Below are 23849 nucleotides of genomic sequence, written 5' to 3'. Positions count from 1 at the left end.
TCGCTCACGATTATAAGGAACAGGCTTCTAGGCGGTCAGCTGGGAGCATTACACTTGTTTCGAGCAAAACCTGAGATCTGGAATAGCCGTAACTAATTCTTTATGAGGGAACTGCTCGGTGACTTCATCAATCAAGTTCCAAGGCAACACCAGAAGTGAGTCGAACTTCTGAGCAGCAAGCTGCTCAGGGCTTATTACTGGAATATGGCTTCCTGGAAGAAATTTGTTTTGCTTGCTGATTGCAAGATCGCCTACGTATTCTAGTAGGTCAGCGTGGACACCGGTGTAGTTCAGCAGGGTGTTACCCTTAGCAGCCGCACCATATCCAAGCACTCGCTTACCCTGACGTTTTGCATCAAGCAAGAATTGCAAAAGCTTGAATTTGGCCCTCTCAGCACGTGTCTGAAAATTGCTGTAAGCCGAGTGCTGTTCTAAGCCTATTTCGGCTTCTGCATGCAATATAGCTAACACTGATGCTGTGGGCTCCGCAATACCCTTATGAGCCAGCCATACTCGAAGACTGCCTCCGTGTGTAGGCAATTCCTCAACATCAACAACATCCATTCCCTTTGCATGTGCGATACGTTGAACAATCCGAAGGGACAAATAGCTATAATGCTCATGATAAATCGTATCGAATTGATTACCTATCAGTAGCCTCAGAAGATGCGGAAATTCGATTGAAGCACGCCCGTTAATCTTTAGCAAACGTGCGATACCAGCCACAAAATCATTGATATCTGGTACGTGAGCTAGCACATTATTGGCTACAACCAGATCTGCAGGTTCTAGCTGCTCAGCCAAAGACAAACCAAAAAAACACTCGATTGTCTCGATGCCTTTTCCTCGAGCGGCCTCTGCCGTAGCATGAGTTGGTTCAATGCCTAAACATGAAATACCTTTTTTCTTGAAATATTGAAGTAGGTATCCATCGTTCGAAGCCAACTCCACAACATGACTGGTAAGATCTAAATCCAACCGCTCAACTGCCAATGTCACAAACTGCTCTGCGTGGGCACACCAACTACTTGAAGTGCTTGAAAAATAGGCATAGTCAGCAGTAAATAACTCTTCCGCTGAGGCATGAGCAGGTAATTGCACCAACCAGCAGTTCGGACACACATAGACTTTAAGAGGGTAGGTGACCTCAGGCATAGCCAGCTGTTCTGTAGTGAGGTAAGAGTTGCTGGGTGGCTGGTGACCTAGATCAATAACTGTGTCCGAGTCTCCCAACACTGATCCGCAGTGGCGGCAGGCGTAAGCCATAGAAAAGAAAGGTTAGTAGAGAGGAAGAATGTCAGAAATCAAGGGTAAATTACGGTCGCGATCACTCATTTCCATTGGGGAAAGAGGCCAAGAGATTGCCAGCTGAGGGTCATCCCAACGGACACCTTTTTCAGCTTCCGGAACCCAGAAACTGGAGTGAAGATAAAACAGTTCGCTATCCGGCTGCATAACCTGAAAACCATGGGCGCACCCCTCAGGCACAAGAAGAGCATTACTAAGTTCAGGACTGAGCTCAACAGCATGCCACTGACCAAAGCTAGGAGAGTCAATTCGCAAGTCAACTGCCACATCCCAAACTCTGCCCTTAAGACAGCGCACCAGTTTGGCTTCACTATTTGGTTCAGCCTGAAAGTGCAGTCCACGAATGGTGCCCAAAACCTTATTGTGACTGATATTCACTTGGGCAATAGCTCGGTCCCCCCATGAGCTTATGAACGCTTCCTCTTGAGCACGAAAGGCATTTAAAAAAGAGCCACGTGCATCCACGAATACATGGCTTCGGAGCTCGAAAACACCTTGAATTTTGGTTCTCCGCAGCTCAGAAGCCATGGGTTGGGTCAAGCTGATAAGCTTCGAGGTCTGATAAACAACACTGTAGAGGGCTGACTCCTTCGTAAACGGAGCGATACCAGTGAACAGTGCGAGCTACTGCTGTAGCAAAATCCCAGCGAGGCCTCCAGTTGAGAAGGTGGTGTGCTTTGTCAATCTGCAAATGAAGTCTTCCAGCTTCATGTGGCGCCGACGGATCGGAAAGATCATTCCAACACCCCGGCCAAGTCTGTAATATTAATCCTATTAGCTCACTAACCGATCTATTAGCTTCTATCAGGGGGCCAAAGTTAAAGGCGCTAGAGAATAAATATTTATCGCTGCTACCAACAGCAGCAAGCTTTTCAGCTAGCAGTAAATAGCCTCCTATAGGTTCAAGTACATGTTGCCAAGGTCGGGTTGCTTCGGGGCTGCGTACAGGAATCGGTTTACCGGCAGCTAAAGCACGCATTGCATCAGGAACTACACGATCTTCCGCCCAATCGCCACCACCGATCACGTTGCCTGACCGAGCTGTAGCTATCGCAAGGAAGGGAGTTTGATGTAAACAACTGCCGCAAAAACTATCCCGCCAGCTAGAAATTGCTAGCTCAGCAGCAGCTTTACTAGCACTATAAGGGTCGTGTCCTCCAAGTCGATCCTCCTCCCGGTATCCATAAACCCATTCGCGATTCGCATACACTTTATCAGTGGTAACCATCACTACAACGCAATGGTGCTGCAAAGAAGTCAGCGCTTCAAATAAATGCAGGCAACCCTGCACATTTGTGGCCCATGTGCCCAAAGGATCTCGATAACTGCGTCGCACCAGAGGTTGCGCTGCCAAATGCAGCACAACCTCTGGCTGGGCTTGTCTTACAGCCTCTTGTAGTGACTGTAAGTCGCGTATATCACCCAGCTGATGATGCAACTTGCCTCGAGCAAGAGCAAGCTCCTCGAATAGAGAACGTTGTCCCTCCGGTGCTAGGGAATAGCCCCATACCTCAGCTCCAAGTTTCAATAGCCACAAGGACAGCCAGCTGCCCTTGAAACCTGTGTGTCCAGTGAGCAAAACACGTCTACCTGCCCAAAACGAAGTATCTAGCATCACCACATTTTCCAAGGAGCTTCATCGCTCACCCATAATTCCTCAAGTCTACTTCGATCTCGGAGAGTATCCATAGGCTGCCAGAAGCCTGTATGCCTGTAAGCACTCAACTGCCCATCAGCAGCGAGCTGAGGCAAGACATCGGTTTCGAAGCAAGTGTGATCTCGAGTGATGCGATCCAAAACGCTTGGCTGAAGCACAAAGAAACCACCGTTTATCCACGCATTATCTCCATCAGGCTTCTCTTGAAACTGCTTAACAACATTCCCATCCAAATGCAATGCCCCATAGCGCCCAGGTGGTTGCACTGCGGTAAGGGTCGCTTCACGTCCTTCTCGATTGTGGTGAGCAATTGAAGCTGCAACATCAATATCAGCCACACCATCGCCATATGTAAAACAGAAACTACCTTCTTCGAGATAATCTCTGACACGTCCCAATCTTCCGCCTGTCTGACTTAGATCGCCAGTATCGACCAAAGTGACCTTCCAAGGTTCACTCTTACGATGGTGAACCTCCATATGATTATCAATATCCATGCGAAAGGTAACATCACTGGTATGGAGAAAATAGTTTGAAAAGTATTCTTTGATAATATACCCCTTATATCCACAACACACTATAAATTCGTTTATACCAAAATGGCTGTAAATTTTCAATATATGCCACAAAATCGGCTTGCCACCAACTTCAACCATGGGCTTTGGTTTCAAATGGGTCTCTTCCGAAAGGCGGGTGCCCAAGCCACCAGCCAAAATGACAGCTTGCATTTTAAAAAATAGCCGAGTTATTCAATAATGCTAAAGTATGTCAGGAGGAGTTGTCGCCCGAATCGATGATTTGGTTGATAACTCGAATACGCGATCGCAACAAGCCAAGGTGCTTAAGCGATGAGCAATCATTATCACTGTGATCTCTTTTGACAAACCTTCCAATGCAGCCATGACTTCCTCCTCAGTAGACGAGTCAAGTGCACTTGTAGCTTCATCAAACAAAATTATACTGGCTTTTTTATAAAGAGCCCGAGCAATACCAATCCGCTGTCTCTGCCCCCCGCTTAACCTGACGCCTCGCTCACCCACATAGGTGTCATACCCATCAGATGTGCTTTCAATAAAGCTAGCAATCTGAGCCTGAGCAGCTGCATGGCGCACCTTTGCTAAATCAATACTCTCCGTTGGAATGCCAAATGCAATATTCTCAGCAATTGAGCTATCTGCCAAAAAAATACTCTGTGGAACATGGGCAATCGCAGCACGCCAAGCGACAAGTCGACTTGGCTCCTTAGAGTCGTTAAGGTCTAAGCCATCAATCAGAATTTTTCCCGAGGTTGGATTTAATAGTCCCATCAACAAATCCACAAGAGTACTCTTACCGCTACCAGTGCTACCAATCAGACCTACTCGTTCACCACGGTAAATCTCTAAGTTCATATTTTTCAAAACATAAGGTAAATGATGGCTGTATCGGAAGCATAAATCCTCACATTTTATGGAGTGGTTCAACTGCAATGGTTGAGAAGTTGCCCTAAAAGCATGGCTTGGAATGGGCTGGCTTAGTATTTTGAGAACTTGTTCAACACTTACTCTCAAAGAGCGGATTACTACCCAGTTTCCATAGATCTGCTGTAGAGCTGGCAACAAACGTTGGGAACCAAGGGCTAGGGTTCCCAACAGTGGAATTAATGAAATCGAATTTTTTTGCTTCCAGCTAAGCAACAAAGCAAGCAACGCAATGAGAAGCAGCCCCAGCGCCTCGAAAGCATAACGAGGGAAAACTCCCAGAAAGGTGTTCTGGGCAATACGCAATCGCATTGGCCGATCAGCTCGTTGATAAATATCTAAGAAAGTGCTCTGGCTGCCATCAAGCAACACATCTCGAATAGCTCCTAGGCCCTCTTGCAAAGCTTTCAGCTGCTCCGCACTAGCAGTCACAACAAGATGGTTATTAGCTACCAGTCGACGGCGTATCTTGAAAGAAAGCAGGCCATAGGCCAAACCAAACACTGAGATAGCCGTGCAAGCTACTGACCAGTCGACCGCCAAAAGCGCCACTAGGATCGCCAGTGCCACCAATGCCGAAGTAGCCAACTGCAGAGTGGACTTAATCGACCTGACCGTCTGCCCAATCTGAGTTGTTATCGAAGTAATAACTTCACTACTATTGCGCTTCATATGCACTTCATAAGGCTGATACAGAGTTCGCTTATAAGCCTCGCAACTGAGATCAGAACCAATAGCGGCAGCCAATCTCCCATTAATCCATACGTTCACTAATCTTATTGCAGCAGCCAGTATCGCCGCAATGCCAAAACCCAGCGTTATCGGTAGCAAAAGCGCTTGAGCACTTTCTAAACCCAGACCGATGGACAAACTTCGAACCACCGGTTGCTGCCAAAGCTGTTCTGGATCACTCAATACCGCCAAAAATGGAACAGCTGCCGCTAGAGATCCTACTTCTGCCAAACCACTAGCAACCATCAACAGCAACGCGGCTCCCAACTGGAGCTTTCGACGCCGATTCAGATGTCGCCATATCCCCACTAGCAATTGAACAGTGCCAAAAGAAGGGGAGACCGATTTCTGAGGTAGTGTCACAGAGCTTCGGTCAGTTCGTTCGTCAGACTGCACGAAAAAGGCTCCACAAAGTTACAATTATCTCTCATCTTAAGGGGCCAGAATACTGAAATACATGATATTCGCGAAAGAACGAGCCCTATGAGCACAGTTCTGAATCTTAAACTCCTGAAGCGCTTGCCAGTCACAAATGCAGATCTCTCCAGCCCGTTGAAATGCAAATACATTGAGCGGGCTGAAGAAGTTAAAGTAAGAAAATTTTGATCTCAGAAAGATTTTTCGGCCAAAGCGAGCCTCTAAATCATTCGGATAAATTCGCACGCAAAAGCTAAAGCAGTCCATGATCTTGCCAGATTGAAATTTTCTGATTTCGAGAAGTTTTACCTTTTGCCGAGAAAATTTTCAGCAAGAGCTATTAATCAAAGAGCAACTTGACCGGCATCAGCAAGACTAAACACAGAAAGACAATCACCTGAATTGCTCAAATTCAACTTGAACCGCACTGTAATGCAATAAAATAATCTAAAATCTCGCCGCTACTTGCGCCCCAAATCCATATAGGATACAGCGTCATCAATTGCAAGCGAATACATAATTTCGAACCTTGCCTCATTGTCACCAAGGTCAGCCGGAACCGCTGACAACCTTGAGGGCGATCACCATATCCAAATTAAAATCAACATATTTAAATCACCATTCACAAAAATATGTAAAGGATTTTAGGTTGCCTATGAACAGGCACTGCTCCAACTCGACATCGATCCGCGATAGGCCGCGGGAATCTTACGGATCACGACGGTTTTGCCACGACGCGGGCTTTCGTGAAAGTTCAGAATGCCGTTTCAGGCATACATCCCAAGGGCCTCGCGATAATTCACCGTAAACCAGTAGGCGTAGAGCTTGGCCTCCCCGTAGGGACTATGCGGATAAAAAGGTGTGGACTACTGCTGCGTCAACTGCTGCACAAAACGGTAGAATTCCGAATCGTTTGCTTAGCAGATGTGGCTTTTTGATGTAAACCCCAGCATCCGTAGTGATTCGTGGATGCGCCGGTTGGCAAGTGCGTCGGATTAGCGATGTATTCCGGCGCTTCAAAGGTCATGGCCACGTGGCTCTGGACGCCGTATAAATCTTGTCGGGCTGCACCTGCTGAATGATCCGAATCAGATCGCTGCTGTCGGTGAGGTCGCTGTAGTGCAGCACTAAGCGTGGATCTATTTGGTGAGGGCTTTACAGAGGTGGTCAATCTGGATGGTATTGAAACTGCTGGGCCTCCTCTTGAGCCCAAGCCCTACGTAGTCCAGATCCTGCAGCAACTCCGCCAGACAACTGCCATCTTTAACGATGATCAGGACGATTTGGGAGGCTGTTGTGGCGGAGGTGGCCAGCGAGGGAGGCTTTGAAACTAAGCCCAGGCACAGCATGGCTGCCTGAAACACAGTGGACGGGAGCGGAGCTCAATCGTCTCGACTGTGATTTGCAATAAGTAGCTTCGCATGGCTCTGGCGAAGCCCTGAGCTAATTTCCGAAAGATATCAAGTTTACCGAGCACATTTAGGAGGGCAGGAAAAACACACCCATAGCTATAGTAAAAAGTTACAATAAATCGTTTTATGAGCGAAAAGCTCCTTGCCAGCAGCTACAAGGCATTAGGAAGCAAGACACTCTCGCACCCGACCACTGAGAAAGCGAATCCGGTTATTCCTCAGGGTAAGTTCCCGCCATGAAGCGTACCGCGACAGTCTTAATCCAGCGCTGCCTACGCCTTACGGCGATAGCGGGAGTTGCGTGCACCCTCCAGGCTCCGCTAGTACAGGCACAGGGCACACAGCAGCAAAACGAACGTTTACTGCCTCTTGAGCAGCGAGCTCAGGTCGACTACGACGCTTACATCCTTGGCCCAGGAGATGGCCTACAGATCGAATTACTGGATCTGCCGGAACTAAGCGGAAACTATTCAATTGGCCCAGATGGAACTTTGTATCTGCCGCGCCTGCGTGCTCTCTATGTAGAAGGTCTAACGGTGGAGGAGCTGCGCTACTTCCTCACTCAGCAGTTCAGCACTTACGTGCGTGAACCCCAATTATTTGTGCGCCCGGTGGTGTATCGACCAATTCGCATCTATGTGGGCGGTGCGGTAAGGCGGCCGGGGTATTACACACTCAGCGGTCAGACCAATCTCAGCCGACTGTCTGCATCAGCTGAAAGCCAGCAACTGCAGATGGGCACCGCGACAGAGGTGACCAGGCCAAGCCTTGGTCAAGTTCCCGGTGGAGTCAGCGCGAACCCTGGCAGTGGCGTTAGCACCTTCGGCGCCGTGTTCCCCACCGTCTTCGACGCGATCCGCACCGCCCAGGGAGTCACCCCTTATTCCGATCTGGCCCGTGTGCAGGTGACCCGCAGGCGTGCACAAGGCCTCGGGGGCGGGCGCATCCGAACCAACCTCAACTTCCTCTCCCTGATCACCGAAGGCAACGAATCCCAAAACATCCGCCTTTTTGACGGTGACGTGGTGAGCGTTGGCCGCAGCAATGTGGTAATGCGCGAGCAACTGCTCAAAGCCGGCCAGACCAACCTCAGCCCGCAGTTCATCAATGTATTCGTTAGCGGGCGAGTGAATACACCCGGCGGTGTCACCATCCCCCAAGGCAGTGTCCTCAATCAGGCGATTGCTTTGGCCGGAGGCCCCCGCCTGCTTAAGGGCAAGGTGGAATTCGTGCGCTTCACTCTCGAAGGTGAAATCGATCGACGCACGTTCCGATACAACCCAGGGGCCGCCGCCGATGCTCCGAACAATCCTGTGCTCATGGCCGGTGATCTGATCACGATCCAAGAATCTCCCTTGAGTGCAACCGTCACCGTGCTCAACGAAATCTCTGGCCCAGTCGTTGGTATTTATTCCGTCTATTCCTTGTTCAACGGCTTCTCGCAATGAGCACTTCTCCATCCAAGCCGATGGTCTCCCCCTTCCCGTCCGCAGCCTCGGACGATGAGATCGACCTGCGCCAGATGGTCAGAGCCCTCGGCCGCCAGCGTCGTTTGCTCGTCTCCGTCGCCGGGGCCTCGCTACTTTTGAGCGGTCTCTACGCCTTCACCCGCAAGCCTGTTTGGGAAGCCCAATTTCAGATCGTACTTGAAGATCAAGATTCAGGCATGGGCCGGCTAGCTCAATTAGCTGCTCAAAACCCTATGCTGGCCAACCTCGCGGGACTGGGAGGAAGTAATGGAGCAAGTTCTCTGGAGACAGAGGTCAAAATCCTCGAAAGCCCTTCTGTCTTAAAACCTGTTTATGACTTTGTTCTGAAAGAAAGACGACAAGCAGGTGAAAACCTCGATCGTTACACCTTTTCTGATTGGTTACCGAACCTGAAGGTTGAGCTAGAAAAAGGCACCTCTGTGCTCAACATCGCCTACCAAGACACAAACAAAGATCTTGTTTTACCCGTCATCAAAAGAGTCTCCCAGACTTATCAGAGTTATTCGGGACGAGACCGCTCCAGAGGCCTCACTCAAGCAGTGAGTTATCTCGAAGAACAGCTCATCACTCTAAAAAACCAGGCCAACAACTCAATGCGCTCCGCTCAAGCCTTTGCTTTGAGCAACGGACTCGGACTTCAAGACGGCATGCCTGCTGCGATCACTGCTGGCTCAGAAACAGGAAACTCGGGTTCTGTGGAAAACAATCGCGAGGCCACACAAAATAAAGTCAATGCTCTGGAACAGCAACTCACAGCTGCCAAGGCCGCAGGAGCAACGCGTGTGTACGTCGCCCCTCAGCTGGAAGCCAACGTCGAGCTTTACGCCAAACTTCAAGGGCTGAAGGCCCAACTCCAAGAGAAGTCAGCTCTACTACGAGCCAATGATCCATCGATTCAAACTCTGCAACGTCAAATCAGCTCGCTGACCAAAGTGATCAACAGGCAGACCATTGGTCTGCTCGAAGGCCAACTGCAAACCGCGAATGCTCAACTCACCTCCCTCACCCGGCCCCGCGAGGTGGTGCTTAAGCACAGGGAATTAGTCAGAGCTGCTATCAGAGATGAAGCAACCGTCGTCGAGCTTGAAAGGCAACTGCAAACCTTACGGCTAGAGAAAGCTCGCCAAACAGATCCATGGGAGCTGATCTCCACCCCCACACTTCTGGATACCCCCGTTGCCCCACAAAAAAAGAGGATAGTGGCCCTCGGCCTGCTTGCCGGCCTGATAGCCGGCAGCGTTGCCGCACTTCTAGTCGACCGACGCACAGGCTTGGTATTCAGCATCGATGAACTTCAAGGCCTCCTGCCCTGCCCGCTGCTCAAGCACCTTCCAGCTCTCGCCCCAGCCAAGTGGAGCGATGCAGCAGATCTGCTGGCCCGCGGCCCCCTCTCAACAGCTTCCGGCTCCGGCCCCATCGCCCTGATTTGTGTTGGCAACGTGCCCGACGATCAACTGCAGGCCTTCAGCAGCGAACTACGTCGTGCCCTTGGCGGTCGAGAGCTTCTCGTAAGCAACGACCTGCGACAGACCAGTGCCTGTGCGACTCAGTTGCTACTCACCACCCCCGGTGTCGCCACCCGCACCCAGCTTTCACAGCTCAACCAAAAACTCGTGCTGCAGGGGACACCCCTGGCCGGTTGGGTGCTGCTTGATCCAGAGCTGGAGTTGAGTTAATGGGGCAAACGCTGCGTCTTGATTGGATTCGCGCTTGCAGCATCCCAGCCTTAGCACTTCTGGCGCTAGGAACTGAGGTTCGCGCCAATTCCATTCAATGGGACGTGATTGGATCAGAAGCTCCAAGGAACACCAACCTTCAAATTCAATGGATTGACCTGCCTCCACCGCCCCCGCTTCCGCCCCTTGATCAAAACACCATTGCTTGGACCGAAGTCGACGAGACCAACGAATCAGAGCGTCGGACCAATCAAATTGCTTGGGAAGTTCTTTCTGAACAAGAAAGCAGCATCCCCGATGAACAAATAGCAGAGCAATCGTCACCAAACGCAATCCCGCCACTCGTCATTCCTCCCTCACCGCTGCAGGCGCTGGATCGATCGATCGCTTTTGAAGATGGTTTTGTCGGCCCTGACATCAGTTGGTACATTCCCAATGGGCTCCGTTGGTCACAACGCTGGTTTGGCAGCGCATCGTTGCGCGGACAAAGCCGACGAACTAATGACGGTCCCTTTTACAAATGGAACGGGGGGGATGCCGTTGCCATCGTGCACGCCAACATCCTTCAAGCAGGCAGCTGGAGCGTTGGCCTGAACACATCGATTCGAAGCGTCAATCCCACCCAAACGGGTGCCGGCAGCAGCTCTCAACTGGGGGAAGGCGTCTCCAGTGGCTTCAGAATCGCCACCTCCATTGGCGAGACCGGCGGCATCGCTTTTGGTGGAGAACAGGTCATTCAGTGGGATGACAAAACCGACAGCGGCAGAAACCTTTATCTCATGGCTACTAAGGGGTGGTGGCTCGGCAAACAGGGGAATGACTATCCGCTCTTGATTGCGAATGGCGGATTTGGAACAGGGCGTTATGCCAACCAAGACATCCTGGCACCATGGACGAATCCACTTCGGTTTGCCTGCATTGAAAATTTTGAAAACCGGAGTGGAACGTTCTCCGTGGATAACGATCTTTGCTGGAGCCCCATTGGAAGCATCAGCGTTGTGTTCAATGACTACGTGAGCACGTTTGTTGAATACCGCAGCGGCACAGCACAAGTTGCCGGATCCGTCTCCATGAGCGACGGCATTCCACTACGGTTAACGTGGGGTGTTGATTTTGCTCAGTTGAATCAAGTTGTCGAGCCCGACAGGCTTCGATGGTTTTTCAGAGCCAGCATTGGCTTTTAATCAATCCCAAATGCAGCAGGCAACAGCTCGGCCAACTGAATTAAAGGAATAGCTGGATAAGCAGGAAAGCCACCCAGATGCTGCGCCAATTGGTTCTTGTATCGCAGATACAAAGCATGAGCCTGAGCCTCTTGCTCAGGGGCTAAGTAATCACGCAGCAGAAACTCTTCGGCAGAATGATCAAAACCCTTCACGACATCGCCAATCTGCTCAGGAATCGGCAAATATCCCGCCTGCAGCTCCAGATAAGCAAAGATTCGCAGACGAATCGGCAACACACCTTGACTCATCAAGCTCAATGCACAATCTCGATCGGCAGACTTTGCATCTTCAAAACGATTGCAAAACACCTTGATCAAAACATCCCGAAAACTCCGACCCCAAAGGTGAATCACAACGAGGCCCTGCGTCCCCAACGGAATGGAAGGCGATCGAACAGCAAAGCGATGATCATTGGTGATTGTCGCCATGGCACTCGAGCGCACAATAGGCTTGCCCACATGTCCCCAATAACCCCCAAGCCCTAGATGATGTGCAGCAAGCAGTGGACGCACGACCCATGGGAGATACCACTGGTCAGCATCGGGGTACAAATCCAACACTGACCGTAGAGATCCCACTGGCCTTAAACAGTCCACAAATTCATCGCAGTCCACCAACAATGTGAACCCTGCATCATCACGAATGATGCTTAAATCAAAGCCCCTTAACGCAACATCAGGGGGCACACCAGACTCCACCAGGTGAGGAACGACAAAGGGGATTTCAGACTGACAAGACTCCTGCGAAGCCAGCCAGCGCGCTTCAGACACATCCTGCACACACGCATGAATTCGCTTTGCACCAAGACGCTGGTAATGAGAAACAAAGGCATGCCAATAAGGCTGTTCTGCAACACAGAATCGCGTCAACACCTGAACATCATCTAAAAACGATGCCGTGCAATCACTTCTTAACGCGCAAAGGGAGTAATTCGACGGGAACGAGCCAAATCCATCGTCAAAATCATGACCATGAGTAGCAGCCTCCAGGGAAGCCTGCTTCTTGTCGGGCGATCGACTTCTCAAGAATCTTTTGAATATCGAGGTCAAAACAAACTCCGATCACTAAAAAGATTAGTCCCAGCAACTGCATGCTTCCCACTCCACCCCAAAGCAAAACTCCTCCGCCTCAAGATGAAGGCTTTGCTTCAGTTGGACTGAGGAGATCAACAACAGATTGCCAAGCTTCGAGTGCATGACGGCTCTCTTTCCTCTGCGAATGAAGAGGCTTTAAGACAAGCTCTCCGGCTTCCGCCTCCTGGTCGCCGATCACGACCGCCCAAGCCGCCCCACTGCGGTCAGCGCGTTTGAACTGCTTGCCGAAAGCGGCACCGGAGCCATCCAGTTCCACGGCGAGGCCAGCACCGCGAAGTTGACGGGCCAGCACCAGCGCGCAGGCTTCCGCCTGCTCTCCTCGGTTCACGAGATAGAGATCAGGAGGCGTGGCAGCGGTCAGCCGTGCTGCGGGCCCCTGGGGATCGGCGGCAGCAGCGGCCTCCAACACCAAGAGCAACCGCTCCATTCCCAGAGCCCATCCGACGGCAGGAGTGGCAGCCCCCCCCAGCTGCTGCACGAGTCCGTCGTAGCGCCCTCCCCCGCAGACAGTGGCCTGCGCACCCAGCTGATCGCTGGTGATTTCAAACGCGGTATGGCCGTAGTAGTCGAGTCCCCTCACAAGGCGGGTGTTCACCCGATAAGGAATTCCCAGTGCTGTGAGGAAGCCCTGCACGGCCTCGAACCGCGCTGCACTCTCATCACTCAGGGCATCCAGCAGGGTGGGAGCGTTGCGCAACAGCTCCTGAGTCGTCGCGTTCTTGCTGTCGAGGATGCGCAAGGGGTTGGTCGTCAGACGTTGCTGGGAATCAGAATCCAGCTGCTCGAATCGTGCCTCGAGCCAAGACACCAACTGATCGCGATAGCGCTGGCGATCGTCGGGCGTGCCGAGACTGTTGATTTGCAGTTCCAAGCCGCAGACACCGAGAGCATCGAGCAGATCCCAAGCCAGAGCGATCACCTCCGCGTCACTGCGGGCAGAACTGACCCCCAGCCACTCGACGCCGATCTGATGAAACTGGCGCTGACGGCCTGCCTGGGGCCGTTCGTAGCGGAACATCGGCCCGCCATACCAAAGCTTCTGAGCCCCTTGACTGAGGAGACCATGCTGAACAGCGGATCGAACCACCGACGCCGTTCCTTCAGGACGCAGCGTGCAGGAGCGATCACCACGGTCCTGAAAGCTGTACATCTCCTTGCCGACGACGTCGGTGGCCTCACCGATACCGCGCGCGAACAGTTCGGTGACCTCGAGCAGCGGCGTACGGATTTCTTCGAATCCAGAGCGACCAAAGTGTGACCTCGCCACCGCTTCCACCGCCTGCCAGCGGTTTGTCTGGACGGGCAGCAGATCCACCATGCCGCGCAGGGACTGCAGCTGACTCACGCAATTCTCGAGACCGCTAACCAGTCTGCCCCTCTGAGGATGCCCGCCTCAAGGGTCTGCCATAGGGTCGGGCCATGGCGAAGCTGCTCATCACTGGAGGTGCAGGATTCATCGGCAGCCACACCTGTGTGGTCTTGCTGGAAGCCGGTTATGACTTGGTCGTCTTGGACGACTTCAGCAACAGTTCAAGTCGAGCGCTTGATCGCGTCATTGCGCTCGCTGGGATCACCCCAAGTGAATCCAGCGCGAAACGGCTCGTGACCGTGCCAGGGTCCATCAACAACAGCCTTGTCCTCGAAAAAGTTTTCCGAGAAGCGATAGAGACAGGTCAACCCATTGAGGGCGTGATCCACTTCGCAGGGTTGAAGGCCGTGGGCGAATCCGTGGCTGATCCGCTGCGCTATTGGCACGTGAATGTGGGAGGCAGCATCAGCCTCATCAACGTGATGGCTGCATTCTCTTGTCACACCCTTGTCTTCAGCAGCAGCGCCACGCTCTATGGCTATCCCGATCAGGTTCCCATCCCTGAAACGGCTCCAATCCAGCCCATCAACCCCTATGGGCACAGCAAGGCAGCTGTTGAACGACTTTTAAATGACTTGGCAGCAAGCGCTCCCGGTCAATGGCGCATCGCCTGTCTGCGTTATTTCAACCCCGTCGGCGCCCATGCCAGCGGCCGGATCGGTGAAGACCCCCTAGGAATTCCGAACAACCTTTTCCCGTTTGTGAGCCAAGTGGCCGTGGGACGACGCGAGCGTCTTCAGATCTTTGGAGGCGACTGGTCCACCCCTGATGGCACCTGCGTGCGTGATTACATCCATGTGATGGATCTGGCGGAAGGGCACAAGGCGGCCCTCGACTGCCTGCTGACGGAAGCGCCCCAGTTGCTCACCCTCAACCTCGGCAGCGGCCGGGGCATCTCGGTGCTGGAGGTGGTGAACGCCTTCGGCCAAGCCTGCGGGCAACCAGTTCCCCACACGATCGTTGATCGCAGGCCAGGTGATGCCGCCATCACCGTCGCCGACCCATCAGAGGCACTGCGGCGACTGGGCTGGAGCACCCGGCGTTCCCTGGATGACATCTGCCGTGACGGCTGGGCCTGGCAATCCGCCAATCCAGCGGGCTATGGCCAGCGCGGATGAGTGGTCTGTTGCTAGCGGGAGGAGGCCACAGCCACGCCCTGCTGCTGCGCCGCTGGTCCATGCGTCCCCACAAACGCCCCCAGGGCCTGATCACCCTGGTGAGCCGATCCAGCACGGCGCTGTATTCGGGCATGGTGCCGGGGCTGATCGCCGGTCTTTATCAACGGGAGCAAGTAGAAGTCGACCTCCGGGATCTGGCTGACCAGGCCGGGTTGGCACTGGTGATCGCAGAAATCACCGGACTCGACATCGCCGCCAGATACCTGCAGCTACGCGGACGTCCTGACCTGCCTTACGACCGGCTTAGCCTCAACCTGGGCGCCGTCACGCGAACCACACCGACCAAGTCTGATGGCCTGATACCCATCAAACCCCTGGAAACAACACTGGCATTCCTGCAGCAACAGGACCTCGCCATGACCTCTCCAGCGGTAGCGAACACACCCTTCTGGGTGGTGGGCAGTGGCCTGGCAGCAGTGGAAACGGTCCTGGCCCTGCGACAGCGCTGGCCGGAACGCCCTTTGAAACTCCAAGCCATCAGCGATCGCTTGCCAACAACGTTCCAGAGAGCGCTCCGCCAGGCCGCGATTGAACTGGTTGACCAACCCAACAAGCAAACGCCCCCGCAGAGCCAAGCAGAAGCGGGCCTGCTCTGCACCGGCAGCCAGGCGCCGGCTTGGCTTGCCGAGAGTGGACTGGCCTGCTGCCCCAGCAGTGGCCGCCTGCGCACAAGCGACACCCTTCAGGTGCTTGGACAGACCCATGTGTTCGCCGCAGGAGACTGCGCCGTACTGGACGCCCATCCCCGCGCGCCATCGGGGGTCTGGGCCGTCCGGGCCGCTGTGCCGCTTGCACGCAATCTGGAGGCGGCGCTCAAAGGTGAGCCGCTGCAGCCGTGGACGCCGCAGCGCCAGGCCCTGCAACTGCTGGGGGGCTTCCAAAACGGGCAGCCAACGGCGTGGGGCCTGCGGGGGGGCCATCTCTTCGGTCCCCACCCACTGCTGTGGCGCTGGAAACGCTCGATTGACGCCCGCTTCATGGCCATGTTCGAGCGCAACGGGGGAATGGATGACGCCGCGGAGATGGCCTGCCGGGGTTGTGCAGCCAAATTGCCTGCGGCGCCATTGGAGAGAGCCCTGCAACAGGCTGGGATCGGCAACCTCGGCGCTGAACCGGAAGATGCGGCGGTGTTGCCTGTGCGCACTGCCGGTGTCATGGCGCCTGTGCTGCAAAGCGTGGATGGGTTTCCCGCCCTGATCAGTGATCCCTGGCTGAACGGACGTCTCACAGCCCTGCACGCCTGCTCCGATCTATGGGCCTGCGGGGCTCTGGTCACGGCGGCGCAGGCCGTGATCACGCTTCCAGAAACCGCACCTGACACCCAGGAAATGCTGCTGGCGCAGACCCTGGCCGGCATTCGCTCAGCCCTCACGCCTCAAGGCGCCCAGCTGATCGGAGGACACACCCTGGAAAGCCGTGATGGCACTGCTCCCCCGCCACTCAGCCGGGCGGTGCAGGTGATCCTGAACGTGAGCGGGCAACCCAGCCATGCGCCCTGGCCCAAAGCGGGACTGCAGGCGGGAGACCGCTTGCTGCTCAGCCGCCCCCTGGGAACCGGCGTGCTGTTCGCCGCGGCCATGCGCGGCGCGGTCCTGCCCGCGGCTCTCGATACAGCCCTCGATCAGATGGCCACCAGTCAGCATCCATTGGTGGAGGCGCTGCAAGCCCACGACAGCCAGCGGCCTGGCTTGGTTCACGCCGCCACCGACATCACCGGCTTCGGACTGCTGGGCCATCTGGGAGAAATGCAGCGCAACCGATCGCTGCGCGTGGTGCTCGACGGCCTGGCCATTCCCGCTTTACCCCAAGCCCTCGCCTTGCTGGAGAGCGGTCAGGCCAGCACGTTGGCCCCTGCCAACCGGCGCGCCTGGGCGCAACTGGATGACGGCAGCGTCGATCTGAACCTGAGCGGGATCCGCAGCGGAAGCCCGCGGCACCAGGCCCTGCTGGAGCTGTTAGTGGATCCTCAGACCTGCGGGCCACTGCTGATCAGCGTTACGAAGGACATCGCCAAGGTCTTGCTGAACGAAGACGCCACCGCCTGGACGGAGATCGGCTGGGTGACACCGCGCTGAAGCAGATCTGGTTCAACAGACGTTGTCAGCTGTCGAGGGGCTCAATCGGAGCCAGACGCGGATCCAGGATCTTGGGCCCCATGCCGGCGAATTTCACAGCAATCGACACCTTTTCGCCACTCCCAAAAGTGTGGGTGACTTGACCCTCCCCGAAATTGCTGTGCATCACCCGATCACCCACGGCCCAGCTCTTGCCGGGGGCCGGACCGGCCTGGCGGCGACGCACGGCATTCGCCGGCGCCCCTGCAGACGAATTGGGTTGATCGCGATCAATGCGGGTGAGTCGCTCAAGGCGCTGCTCACGGCGAATCGCGGCGCCTCCGGAGCGAGGAATATCGCCCTGCACCAAGGCTTCCGGCAGTTCTGACAGGAACACGCTGGGCACAGCTGGTTCACGCATCCCGCCCCAGAGACGCCGTTCACTGGCATGGGAGAGGAACAGACGCTCTTTGGCCCTGGTGATGCCTACATAACAGAGGCGGCGCTCCTCCTCCAGCGAGGCCGGATCATCCAGGGAGCGATAACTGGGGAACAGTCCCTGCTCCATCCCCACCAAACAGACCACCGGGAACTCCAGACCCTTGCTGCTGTGCAGAGTCATCAGGGTGACGCGATCAGCAGCGGTGTCTTTGCTGTCGGCATCACTGGCGAGCGCCGCCGAGGCTAGAAACCCTTCCAGGTCTCCCTCATCGTTCTCCTCCTGGTACTGCAAACCGGCGTTGACCAGCTCCTGCAGGTTGCGACGCCGCTCCTCGGCCTCATCCGTGCCTTCGGTGATCAACTCACTGACGTAACCGCTCTTCTCCATCACCTGCTGGATCAGCTCGGAAGGCGGCGTGTCATGCAGCCCCTCCCGCAGACCGTTGATCAGTTCACAGAACTGCAGCAGACCTTTGGCGGAACGTCCTCCAAGAGAACGCACCGCTTCCGGATCGCACACCACATCCCAGAGCGGAATCCCCAATTGATTGGCAGCATCAGTGAGCCGCTGAATGGTGGTCTTGCCGATGCCCCGCTTGGGCACATTGATCACGCGCAACAGGCTGACGGTGTCGGCGGGATTGATCAGCAGACGCAAATAGCCGAGCACATCCTTGATCTCACGCCGGTCGTAAAAGCGCAGACCACCCACCACGACGTAAGGGATACGCCAACGCACCAGGGACTCCTCAATCGCACGTGACTGGGCATTGGTGCGGTACAAGCACGCCATATCCCCCCAGCTCAGCTCAGGGTTGGCGGCTTCCATCATCCGCAGCCTGTGCACCACGGCTTCGGCTTCCGCGATTTCGTCGTCACACCGCGTCAGAGAGATCAGTTCACCCTCACCGCGGGTGGGGCGCAACACCTTGTCGATCCGCTCACTGTTGTTGGCGATCAACGCGTTAGCCGCCTCCAAAATCGTGGCGGTGGAGCGGTAGTTCTCCTCCAGCTTCACCATGGTGCGGGTGGCGTCGTCGGGGGCTTGGTCCCCGAAGTCGTCCTGAAAACCCATCAGGATCGTGAAGTCGGCGGCCCGGAAGCTGTAGATGCTCTGGTCGGCATCGCCCACCACAAACACCGAACGGCCTGACCAGTTGTCGTAGTGCTGGGGATCCTTGCCATCGGTCACCAGCAGCTTGATCAGCTCGTACTGAGTGCGGTTGGTGTCTTGGTATTCATCCACCAACACGTGCGCGAATCGGCGGTGCCAGTAGCCACGCACCTGTTCGTTCTGCTGCAGCAACTGCACCGGCAGCAGTAGCAGATCATCAAAATCGAGAGCGTTATTGGCGGCCAGCGCCTTGCGATAACGGCGATAGACATCGGCGGTGAGCTTGCCGCGTTGCCCCTCCGCATTCGCCTCCAGCTGCTCCGGCAACCAGCCCTGGTTTTTGGCGTTGCTGATGGCCCAGCGCACCTTCTTGGGCTCAAACCGCTTGGGATCGAGTTGGAGTTCCTGGGTGACGATCTCCTTCACGAGGCTCTGGGCATCGGCCTCGTCGTAGATCGAAAATTGCTTGGTCCAGGTCAGGCCTTCGGCATCCTTGAACTTGTCGACGTCGTAGCGGAGCATTCGCGCAAACAACGCGTGAAAGGTGCCGATCCAAAGCTCTTTGGTGACTTCCCGATAGATGCGCGATCGCAACTGCCGCTGCTCCACGGGCGGCAGGGTGCTCCAGGGCTGGCCGTACTGACTCTGCGCCAGCCGCTGAGCCAGAAGCAGTTCCAGCCGCTCCTTCATCTCGCGCGCAGCCTTATTGGTGAAGGTCACCGCCAAAATCTGTGCGGGATCTGCACCGTGCTCACCAATCAGATGGGCGATGCGATGGGTGAGAGCTCGGGTCTTGCCACTTCCAGCCCCCGCCACCACCAGCAACGGCCCTTCATGGTGATCCACCGCCCGGCGCTGGGCGTCGTTGAGACCGGCAAGAAAGCTCATGGGCTGATGGTACGGGAGTTCTCCTGCGTCGGCGCCGGTGAAACCACCCAGGCGATGGCCAGCAGATAGCCGCTGACCACCTGCTGCAGAGATGTTTTAAGCAGCGTCGACTCCACCAGAGAGGAGGCCAAGATGAAGAGGGCACAGGCCAGGCCTGTGAAGCAAAGGGGTCCGGCATCACCGACCAGGCCCACCAACAACCGCTGCAACGTCACAGCCAGAGCAATCACCATCAGCAGCAAGGTCACCAAGCCCTGGTCGGCCAGCGCATGCAAAAAGACGTTGTGGGCATGGGGAATGCCCTTGCTGCGACCGGGAAGAAACACCCTGGCCGCACAGTGATCGGACACCCGGTCATAGCCCTGTCCAGTCACCAAATCTGGCAAGGAGCGCACGGCCTGCCCGACGAAACACTGCGCGATCTTGGCTCGACCCACATCGGCCGGATCACCAGCTGCGACAGGGCTGGAAGGCCAATACAGAACAAGGTTGAAGACCAACGAAAACAACACCACCAAAACTGACAGGGACCGCGCTCGCTGAGCCACCCAATGGCGATAGCGCCAGCACAGTTCGCTCACGATCAGGACTGCGATCGGAAACACAACCGCGGCACGCGATGCAGTCCCCAGCGCCAAGACAACACTGAGCAAGCCGACCACCGCAGCCGTCCGAGCGAGCCAAGGCCGGACCTCGGCGCGAAAGAGTCCGTAACCGACCAAGGCGAAAAGCCCGTAGAGATACCCGGAGCGATTAAGGGTGATCTTCTGGATTCGAACGGCTTCCTGAGGCAGGGCATCACGCACCACTGACCAGGGGATGGCATCGAGATTGCTGTTGTATCGATCAAACTCCACGAACGGCAGCGAAACAAGCACCGTTGCCAGCACCAGCCACAGCCCGATCCGCCACTGATCCTTGGTTTGCTGAAGACCCGCTGCGAAAGCCAGCAACACCAGCAGCAGATCTGTGGGCGCCGATCCGCTCACGGGATGAATCACCGCGCTGAGAATCACGACGAGCACGCCGATCAGCACGCCATACACCGGTTGCGCAGGGAGCCATCGCAGAAACTTGAGGCCACACCAGATCGCCAGGATCCAGACCATCCCGGCTGGGTTGCCACTGCGCTCCCAAACCAACCCCAGCAGCGAGAGCGGAAGCAGGAGATCTACCCAAGCAGATTTCAACGGACGGATCAAACCTGCCAAGGGACGCCGGAGAAAGGGTCATCAGCCTGCCAGAACCAAATCAACGAAGCGTTTGGCGTGGACGAGAATGGCTTCCAGTTGTGATTGATCGCGCGTGTCCGCACTCACCCGCTGCCTGCAGGAGGAAGCGGCCGCCATTGCCGCGGCGGCGGAACGACTCAGCAGCGAGCAGGTAGAGGGAGCCCTGACCCTGCTTGAACGTTGTGCTGACCGCAAAGCCAAGCTGGTGATCACGGGGGTGGGCAAGAGCGGCATCGTGGCCCGCAAGATCGCCGCCACCTTTTCGTCCATCGGCCTGATGGCCCTGTTTCTGAACCCCCTGGATGCACTGCACGGCGACCTGGGCGTTGTGGCCCCCGACGATGTCTGCCTGCTGCTCTCCAACAGCGGCGAAACCAGCGAACTGCTGGCCATCCTTCCCCACCTCACACGCCGCGGAACCGCCCGGATCGCCTTGGTCGGCCGCGCCGATTCCTCGCTCGCCCATGGCAGTGACGTGGTGCTGGAAGCCTCCGTTGACCGCGAGGTCTGCCCGCTCAACCTGGCGCCGACAGCGAGTACGGCTGTGGCCATGGCCATTGGTGATGCACTGGCAGCCGTCTGGATGGAACGGCGAGGCATCTCTCCGGCCGATTTCGCCCTGAATCATCCGGCGGGCTCCCTTGGCAAGCAGCTGACGATGACCGTGGCCGACCTGATGGTTCCAGCGGCCCACCTGCAAGCGATCCACCCGCAAACCCCTCTACCGGATGTGATCAGCACCCTCACCCAGGGTGCCATCGGCAGCAGCTGGGTTGAAAACCCAGCCAGTCCTGGTCAGTTGCTGGGTCTGATCACCGATGGAGATCTGCGCCGGGCGCTCCGTGCACACGGCCCTGAGCGCTGGCCAACGCTGACGGCGAACGAGTTAATGACTCCAGACCCGATCACCATCCAGGCCGACCTGTTGGCTGTTGAGGCCATCCAACGCATGGAACACAACCGACGCAAACCGATCTCCGTCCTGCCAGTGGTGGATGACAACGGACAACTCCATGGGTTGCTGCGCCTGCATGATCTCGTCCAAGCCGGGCTGGCCTAAAGGGAGGACTGATCGAATGCGACGACTGCTGCGTGAATGGCGTTGGCAACGACTGAAATCTCCCCTGGCCGAGCTCAAGCTTCTGGTGCTGGATGTGGATGGCGTGCTGACGGATGGGGGCCTCTGGCTGGATGCGGAAGGCCGGCTGCAGAAACGCTTTGATGTTCGCGACGGCCTGGGTCTGAAACTGCTGCAGGAGCAAGGGATCCAACTGGCCTTTCTCAGCGGTGGCCATGGCGGCGCCACGGACGTGCGAGCACGCCAACTGGGAATTGACCACTGCCTGGTGGGAATCAAGGACAAACCACCCGCACTGAAAGCCCTGCAAGAGCGTGTGGGAGTGACACCGCAACACACCGGTTATCTGGGCGATGACCTAAACGATCTTGCCGTCCGCCGCAGTGTGCAGCTGCTGATCGCGCCGCGGGATGGCTGCAGGCCGCTGCGTCGACAAGCCGATGCCGTGCTGAATCGCAAGGGAGGCCATGGCGCTGTGCGCGAACTGGCCGAGCGAATCCTCAAAGCCCGTGGAGACTGGCGGGGCCTGGCACAGCAGGGCTGGCGCGACCGCAACGACTGACCCTCCCGCTTCAGCGCATCTGCCGAAGCACCTGTTCACGCTCTCTGCGCAGCGCAGCGCCCAAGGCCGGACCCGGACGCATGCCCTGCGCCATCAGTTCTCGTGCACTCACCGGTGAGGTCACATGGCGCCAGCGCCCCCACCAACGCAGCAACGGTCGCCGGAATGAGGTGTTGTCGAGCACCGCAAGCGCCACGGCCTCAGGCGACCAGCGCTGCTGCTCCAGACGCTGCGTCCAATCGAACGCATCCCAGCCGGTCCAGGCTTCCAGACTCACTTCACGGTCCAGCCAATCACGGCAAGCGATCAACTCACCGAGCCAGATCTGCTGCTGGTGGGGAATTTGCAGACGTGAAGCCAGCGACAGCGGATCGGCTGCCGCAGCCACCAACACCGCGAGGGCAGGCAAGCCAAGACGCACCCCCTGAACCAGCCGTCGGCTGAGGCGGAGATCCTGTTGCAACTGACCATCGAGCAACGGCATGGCTGACCACTGCTGGAGGAGCCTGAGGGCCTCGCGCCATGGTTCGCGATCGAGCAGCAGCTCCAGTTCCATCCGCAGTCGTGTCCCCAGGGCTGGCGGCACCGCATCCAACGGATCTCCAACCCGCCAGGCCCAAGGCCAACGCGTCAGTGTGGATTGAATCTGTGCCAAAGCCTCCGGCGCCAGACGAAAACCCAGACGAGCGCCATAACGGGCACCGCGAAGAATGCGCGTGGGGTCGTCGGTGACGCTGGCTTTATGGAGAAAAGCGAGCTGCCGCTTGGCCAGATGCTCCCGACCGCGATGGGGATCGAGCAACTGCTGCGAGCCCTCGCGGCGCAGCACCAACGCCATGGCATTCACCGTGAAGTCACGGCGCGCAAGATCCTGCTCGATAGTCCCCTCCACAACCTGCGGGTTCTCCCCAGGAGCGGGATAGGTCTCCGTGCGGGCACAGGCCAGATCAAGCAGCACACCATCGACCGTCGCCTCAGCGGTGCCGAACTGCTCATGCAAATGCATCTCCGAGACACGCTCAGACCCCAGCCGTTGGCGGAAATCATGCAAAAAAGCAACGCATGAGCTCTCCAGCACAAGATCAAGATCCGGGAGGTCCCGCCAGGGATCGCCATGCACCTGATGGAGCATGAGGTCCCGAACAGCACCACCCACCAGAGCAAGGCGACCGGCACCCGCACACTGGGCCTGTTCCACCAGGTCAGCAATAAGCGGCCCGGGAAGTCCTGAAGTGTCGATGGGGAGATCGGCCGTCATGGCAAGAGCAACACAGGCACCACGCCATCGGCATGCACCACTGAATGATCACGCAACGGCATCACAGCAGACAACAACCCGTCAGACCACAGCCCGAGCAATACCCACCCTTGGGCGGGCGATTCGCGCCTTGCATCCAACACTTCCGCACGCATCAAGCGGCAAGCCTGCAGAAGTAATCCAACCAACGATGCCAAGACCAT

At 56.2% G+C, this 23849-nt stretch carries 18 protein-coding genes and 1 pseudogene; 7 read left to right on the top strand and 12 right to left on the bottom strand.

Translation table 11 applies throughout. From position 1 onward, the window contains the following. Positions 1-48 precede the first annotated feature (48 nt). The 6 genes and pseudogenes from SynNOUM97013_RS01100 to SynNOUM97013_RS01075 form a co-directional block, all read right to left on the bottom strand. Positions 49-1266 carry a class I SAM-dependent methyltransferase gene (locus SynNOUM97013_RS01100; RefSeq protein ID WP_186480433.1) on the bottom strand — a complete coding sequence of 406 codons (1218 nt, stop codon included), beginning with the start codon at positions 1264-1266 and terminating at the stop codon, positions 49-51. Between the two features lie 12 nt (positions 1267-1278). Beyond that, positions 1279-1836 carry a dTDP-4-dehydrorhamnose 3,5-epimerase gene (gene rfbC / locus SynNOUM97013_RS01095; protein WP_186480432.1) on the bottom strand — a complete coding sequence of 186 codons (558 nt, stop codon included), beginning with the start codon at positions 1834-1836 and terminating at the stop codon, positions 1279-1281. Next, positions 1826-2923 (bottom strand): CDP-glucose 4,6-dehydratase, encoded by a 1098-nt coding sequence (rfbG, locus tag SynNOUM97013_RS01090; RefSeq protein ID WP_186481339.1) that lies wholly within the window; start codon positions 2921-2923, stop codon positions 1826-1828. Before rfbG ends, rfbC begins: the two co-directional genes overlap by 11 nt. Beyond that, positions 2923-3693 (bottom strand): glucose-1-phosphate cytidylyltransferase, encoded by a 771-nt coding sequence (gene rfbF, locus SynNOUM97013_RS01085; protein WP_186480431.1) that lies wholly within the window; start codon positions 3691-3693, stop codon positions 2923-2925. The genes rfbG and rfbF overlap by 1 nt, the downstream gene beginning before the upstream one ends. Before the next feature lie 30 nt (positions 3694-3723). Then, positions 3724-5403, bottom strand: coding sequence for an ABC transporter ATP-binding protein (locus SynNOUM97013_RS01080; RefSeq protein WP_186480430.1), 1680 nt, complete (start codon positions 5401-5403; stop codon positions 3724-3726). Positions 5404-6213: 810 nt separating this feature from the next. Continuing rightward, positions 6214-6923 (bottom strand): annotated as a pseudogene (locus SynNOUM97013_RS01075) (GDP-mannose 4,6-dehydratase); the annotation flags it as partial. Between the two features lie 299 nt (positions 6924-7222). Here SynNOUM97013_RS01075 and SynNOUM97013_RS01070 point away from each other — a divergent pair. The 3 genes from SynNOUM97013_RS01070 to SynNOUM97013_RS01060 are packed head-to-tail and all read left to right on the top strand — an operon-like array spanning position 7223 to position 11336. Further along, positions 7223-8434: a polysaccharide biosynthesis/export family protein gene (locus SynNOUM97013_RS01070; RefSeq protein WP_186480429.1), complete on the top strand. Its 1212-nt coding sequence runs from the start codon at positions 7223-7225 to the stop codon at positions 8432-8434. Positions 8435-8454: 20 nt separating this feature from the next. Then, a complete protein-coding gene (locus SynNOUM97013_RS01065) occupies positions 8455-10152 on the top strand; it encodes a GumC family protein (protein ID WP_255442865.1) in 1698 nt (565 codons plus the stop codon). Further along, complete coding sequence (locus SynNOUM97013_RS01060; protein WP_186480427.1) at positions 10152-11336, top strand: hypothetical protein; 1185 nt, start codon at positions 10152-10154, stop codon at positions 11334-11336. Before SynNOUM97013_RS01065 ends, SynNOUM97013_RS01060 begins: the two co-directional genes overlap by 1 nt. Here SynNOUM97013_RS01060 and SynNOUM97013_RS01055 read toward each other — a convergent pair. Both SynNOUM97013_RS01055 and hisS read right to left on the bottom strand, forming a co-directional pair. Further along, positions 11333-12427 (bottom strand): hypothetical protein, encoded by a 1095-nt coding sequence (locus tag SynNOUM97013_RS01055; protein WP_186480426.1) that lies wholly within the window; start codon positions 12425-12427, stop codon positions 11333-11335. The genes SynNOUM97013_RS01060 and SynNOUM97013_RS01055 overlap by 4 nt on opposite strands. Positions 12428-12506: 79 nt before the next feature. After that, the gene (gene hisS, locus SynNOUM97013_RS01050) at positions 12507-13817 is read right to left on the bottom strand and encodes a histidine--tRNA ligase (RefSeq protein WP_186480425.1); all 1311 of its coding nucleotides are present in this window, start codon (positions 13815-13817) and stop codon (positions 12507-12509) included. A 74-nt stretch (positions 13818-13891) separates the two neighbouring features. On the opposite strand from hisS, the gene galE reads away from it, so the two are divergent. Together galE and selD are read left to right on the top strand one after the other, a co-directional pair. Then, positions 13892-14959 carry a UDP-glucose 4-epimerase GalE gene (gene galE / locus SynNOUM97013_RS01045; RefSeq protein ID WP_186480424.1) on the top strand — a complete coding sequence of 356 codons (1068 nt, stop codon included), beginning with the start codon at positions 13892-13894 and terminating at the stop codon, positions 14957-14959. Beyond that, positions 14956-17094 carry a selenide, water dikinase SelD gene (gene selD, locus SynNOUM97013_RS01040; RefSeq protein ID WP_186480423.1) on the top strand — a complete coding sequence of 713 codons (2139 nt, stop codon included), beginning with the start codon at positions 14956-14958 and terminating at the stop codon, positions 17092-17094. The genes galE and selD overlap by 4 nt, the downstream gene beginning before the upstream one ends. Positions 17095-17119: 25 nt before the next feature. On the opposite strand, the gene SynNOUM97013_RS01035 is transcribed toward selD, so the two are convergent. Next, positions 17120-19516: a UvrD-helicase domain-containing protein gene (locus SynNOUM97013_RS01035; protein ID WP_186480422.1), complete on the bottom strand. Its 2397-nt coding sequence runs from the start codon at positions 19514-19516 to the stop codon at positions 17120-17122. Continuing rightward, positions 19513-20706 (bottom strand): O-antigen ligase, encoded by a 1194-nt coding sequence (locus tag SynNOUM97013_RS01030; RefSeq protein WP_255442864.1) that lies wholly within the window; start codon positions 20704-20706, stop codon positions 19513-19515. Before SynNOUM97013_RS01030 ends, SynNOUM97013_RS01035 begins: the two co-directional genes overlap by 4 nt. A 115-nt stretch (positions 20707-20821) precedes the next feature. Here SynNOUM97013_RS01030 and SynNOUM97013_RS01025 point away from each other — a divergent pair, with 115 nt between their 5' ends. After that, entirely contained in the window at positions 20822-21808 is a 987-nt protein-coding gene (locus tag SynNOUM97013_RS01025; protein WP_186480420.1) for an SIS domain-containing protein, read from the top strand. 16 nt (positions 21809-21824) lie between these two features. Continuing rightward, complete coding sequence (locus tag SynNOUM97013_RS01020) at positions 21825-22388, top strand: HAD family hydrolase (RefSeq protein WP_186480419.1); 564 nt, start codon at positions 21825-21827, stop codon at positions 22386-22388. Positions 22389-22398: 10 nt separating this feature from the next. Here the strand turns inward: SynNOUM97013_RS01020 and SynNOUM97013_RS01015 are convergent, their stop codons facing one another. Continuing rightward, positions 22399-23646 carry a CCA tRNA nucleotidyltransferase gene (locus SynNOUM97013_RS01015; protein WP_186480418.1) on the bottom strand — a complete coding sequence of 416 codons (1248 nt, stop codon included), beginning with the start codon at positions 23644-23646 and terminating at the stop codon, positions 22399-22401. Next, positions 23643-23849 carry a hypothetical protein gene (locus tag SynNOUM97013_RS01010; protein WP_186480417.1) on the bottom strand — a complete coding sequence of 69 codons (207 nt, stop codon included), beginning with the start codon at positions 23847-23849 and terminating at the stop codon, positions 23643-23645. The genes SynNOUM97013_RS01015 and SynNOUM97013_RS01010 overlap by 4 nt, the downstream gene beginning before the upstream one ends.

The sequence above is a fragment of the Synechococcus sp. NOUM97013 genome, assembly GCF_014279815.1.
Taxonomy (GTDB): domain Bacteria; phylum Cyanobacteriota; class Cyanobacteriia; order PCC-6307; family Cyanobiaceae; genus Synechococcus_C.
Note: the sequence above shows the minus strand (reverse complement) of the source record. Positions and strands in the feature narration are given on the sequence as shown.

Coding starts and splice junctions, on each gene's coding strand:
- SynNOUM97013_RS01020 (WP_186480419.1), top strand. CDS start 21,825: ATGCGACGACTGCTGCGTGAATGGCGTTGGCAACGACTGAAATCTCCC.
- rfbG (WP_186481339.1), bottom strand. CDS start 2,923: ATGCTAGATACTTCGTTTTGGGCAGGTAGACGTGTTTTGCTCACTGGA.
- SynNOUM97013_RS01010 (WP_186480417.1), bottom strand. CDS start 23,849: ATGGTCTTGGCATCGTTGGTTGGATTACTTCTGCAGGCTTGCCGCTTG.
- selD (WP_186480423.1), top strand. CDS start 14,956: ATGAGTGGTCTGTTGCTAGCGGGAGGAGGCCACAGCCACGCCCTGCTG.
- rfbF (WP_186480431.1), bottom strand. CDS start 3,693: ATGCAAGCTGTCATTTTGGCTGGTGGCTTGGGCACCCGCCTTTCGGAA.
- SynNOUM97013_RS01060 (WP_186480427.1), top strand. CDS start 10,152: ATGGGGCAAACGCTGCGTCTTGATTGGATTCGCGCTTGCAGCATCCCA.
- galE (WP_186480424.1), top strand. CDS start 13,892: ATGGCGAAGCTGCTCATCACTGGAGGTGCAGGATTCATCGGCAGCCAC.
- SynNOUM97013_RS01100 (WP_186480433.1), bottom strand. CDS start 1,266: ATGGCTTACGCCTGCCGCCACTGCGGATCAGTGTTGGGAGACTCGGAC.
- SynNOUM97013_RS01065 (WP_255442865.1), top strand. CDS start 8,455: ATGGTCTCCCCCTTCCCGTCCGCAGCCTCGGACGATGAGATCGACCTG.
- rfbC (WP_186480432.1), bottom strand. CDS start 1,836: ATGGCTTCTGAGCTGCGGAGAACCAAAATTCAAGGTGTTTTCGAGCTC.
- SynNOUM97013_RS01070 (WP_186480429.1), top strand. CDS start 7,223: ATGAAGCGTACCGCGACAGTCTTAATCCAGCGCTGCCTACGCCTTACG.
- SynNOUM97013_RS01035 (WP_186480422.1), bottom strand. CDS start 19,516: ATGAGCTTTCTTGCCGGTCTCAACGACGCCCAGCGCCGGGCGGTGGAT.
- SynNOUM97013_RS01080 (WP_186480430.1), bottom strand. CDS start 5,403: ATGGTTGCTAGTGGTTTGGCAGAAGTAGGATCTCTAGCGGCAGCTGTT.
- SynNOUM97013_RS01015 (WP_186480418.1), bottom strand. CDS start 23,646: ATGACGGCCGATCTCCCCATCGACACTTCAGGACTTCCCGGGCCGCTT.